General features: G+C 73.2%; 1 protein-coding gene. It reads left to right on the top strand.

What is annotated here, in order from left to right; translation table 11 throughout:
- On the top strand, positions 1 to 996 hold a 996-nt coding region (locus ACM2XV_RS15415), incomplete at its 5' end, for a hypothetical protein (protein WP_487027586.1).
- Positions 997 to 1,226 lie beyond the last annotated feature (230 nt).

Below are 1,226 nucleotides of genomic sequence, written 5' to 3'. Positions count from 1 at the left end.
GCGCCCTGGGTCGTCGCGGCGATCGCCGTCGCCGTCGCTGTGGTCGCCGCAGCGGTCATCGGCTGGGCGCAGCTGCAGCGCCCCGCCGACCCGGCGCAGACGGCGACCCGCTTCTGGCGCCTGCTCGCCGACGGCAAGGCGCAGGAAGCACTGGCACTCACCAGCACTGCCGCCGACAGCGTGCCCAACGGGCTGCTGCTCGGCGACGCCGTCTACGGCAAGGCCGACCGCGGCATCGCTCAGGTCGAGGCGCGCTCCTTCCGGCGCACGGGCGATGAGGCATCCGGCACCATCGCCTACACCCAGCACGGCACGCGGCGCACCGCACGCGTCGAGCTCGCGCTCGTCCGCCGCGGATTCCTCACCGCGCCGAGCTGGCAGATCACGAACGCGCCGCTCGCGCGCGTCGACGTGACGGTCGCGAGCGACGGCCAGGCCGACGCGCTGTCGGTGAACGGGTCGTCGTTGCCGCTGCCGAGCGGCGACGGGAAGCTCGCGGTTCCGGCGCTGCCGGGCAGCTACACCTTCGCGCTCGGCGACACGAGCGGCCTGTTCGGCCCGGTGCCGCGCACGGTCGCCGTCACCGGCGCGACTGCGGCGGTGACGCTCGGCATGAAGCCGACGAGCAAGCTGGGCGAGCAGTCTGTCGCGCAGGCGACGAAGACGGTGAGCGGATGCTTCGCCCAGCCGAGCCTGAGCGGGTGCCCCATCGCCGACGGCGTCCGCAACGTCTTCAACCTCACGGCCGAGACGTCGGTGACGTACCGGCTGACCCGGGCGCCCCGGTTCTCCTTCGATGCCACGACGATGCGCGTGAGCTCGAGCGCCGACGGCGAGGTGGTCGCGACCGGCAGCGACCCGAACCTCGGGCAGTTCCAGAATACGGCGCAGGTCTCCTTCGCGTTCGACGTCGCGGTGACGGGCGGCAAGATCGCCCTCACGTCGCACGACGGCGGGGTCAGCAACACCAACAAGGTGCTGAGTTCGCGCGACTGACCCCGTCGCCGGGGTGCCGCCCGGTGCCGCCCGAGCGCGCCGCGCGTGCGGCCTGCGCGCCGCCCGGCCACCTCACACGCTTCGAGCGCGCCGGACGCACACGTCCCCCGAGGCCGATCGTCCAATTCGTCCGACTCGCGGAGTTTTGTACGAAGCGCCTCGGGGTGACGTGCAGACCCCCGGCTCACGCCGCGTCGAGGAACTCCACCTCCACCTCGTGGCGCGGCGCG

It is taken from the genome of Gryllotalpicola sp. CP2-P1, from assembly GCF_057512245.1.
Note: the sequence above shows the minus strand (reverse complement) of the source record. Positions and strands in the feature narration are given on the sequence as shown.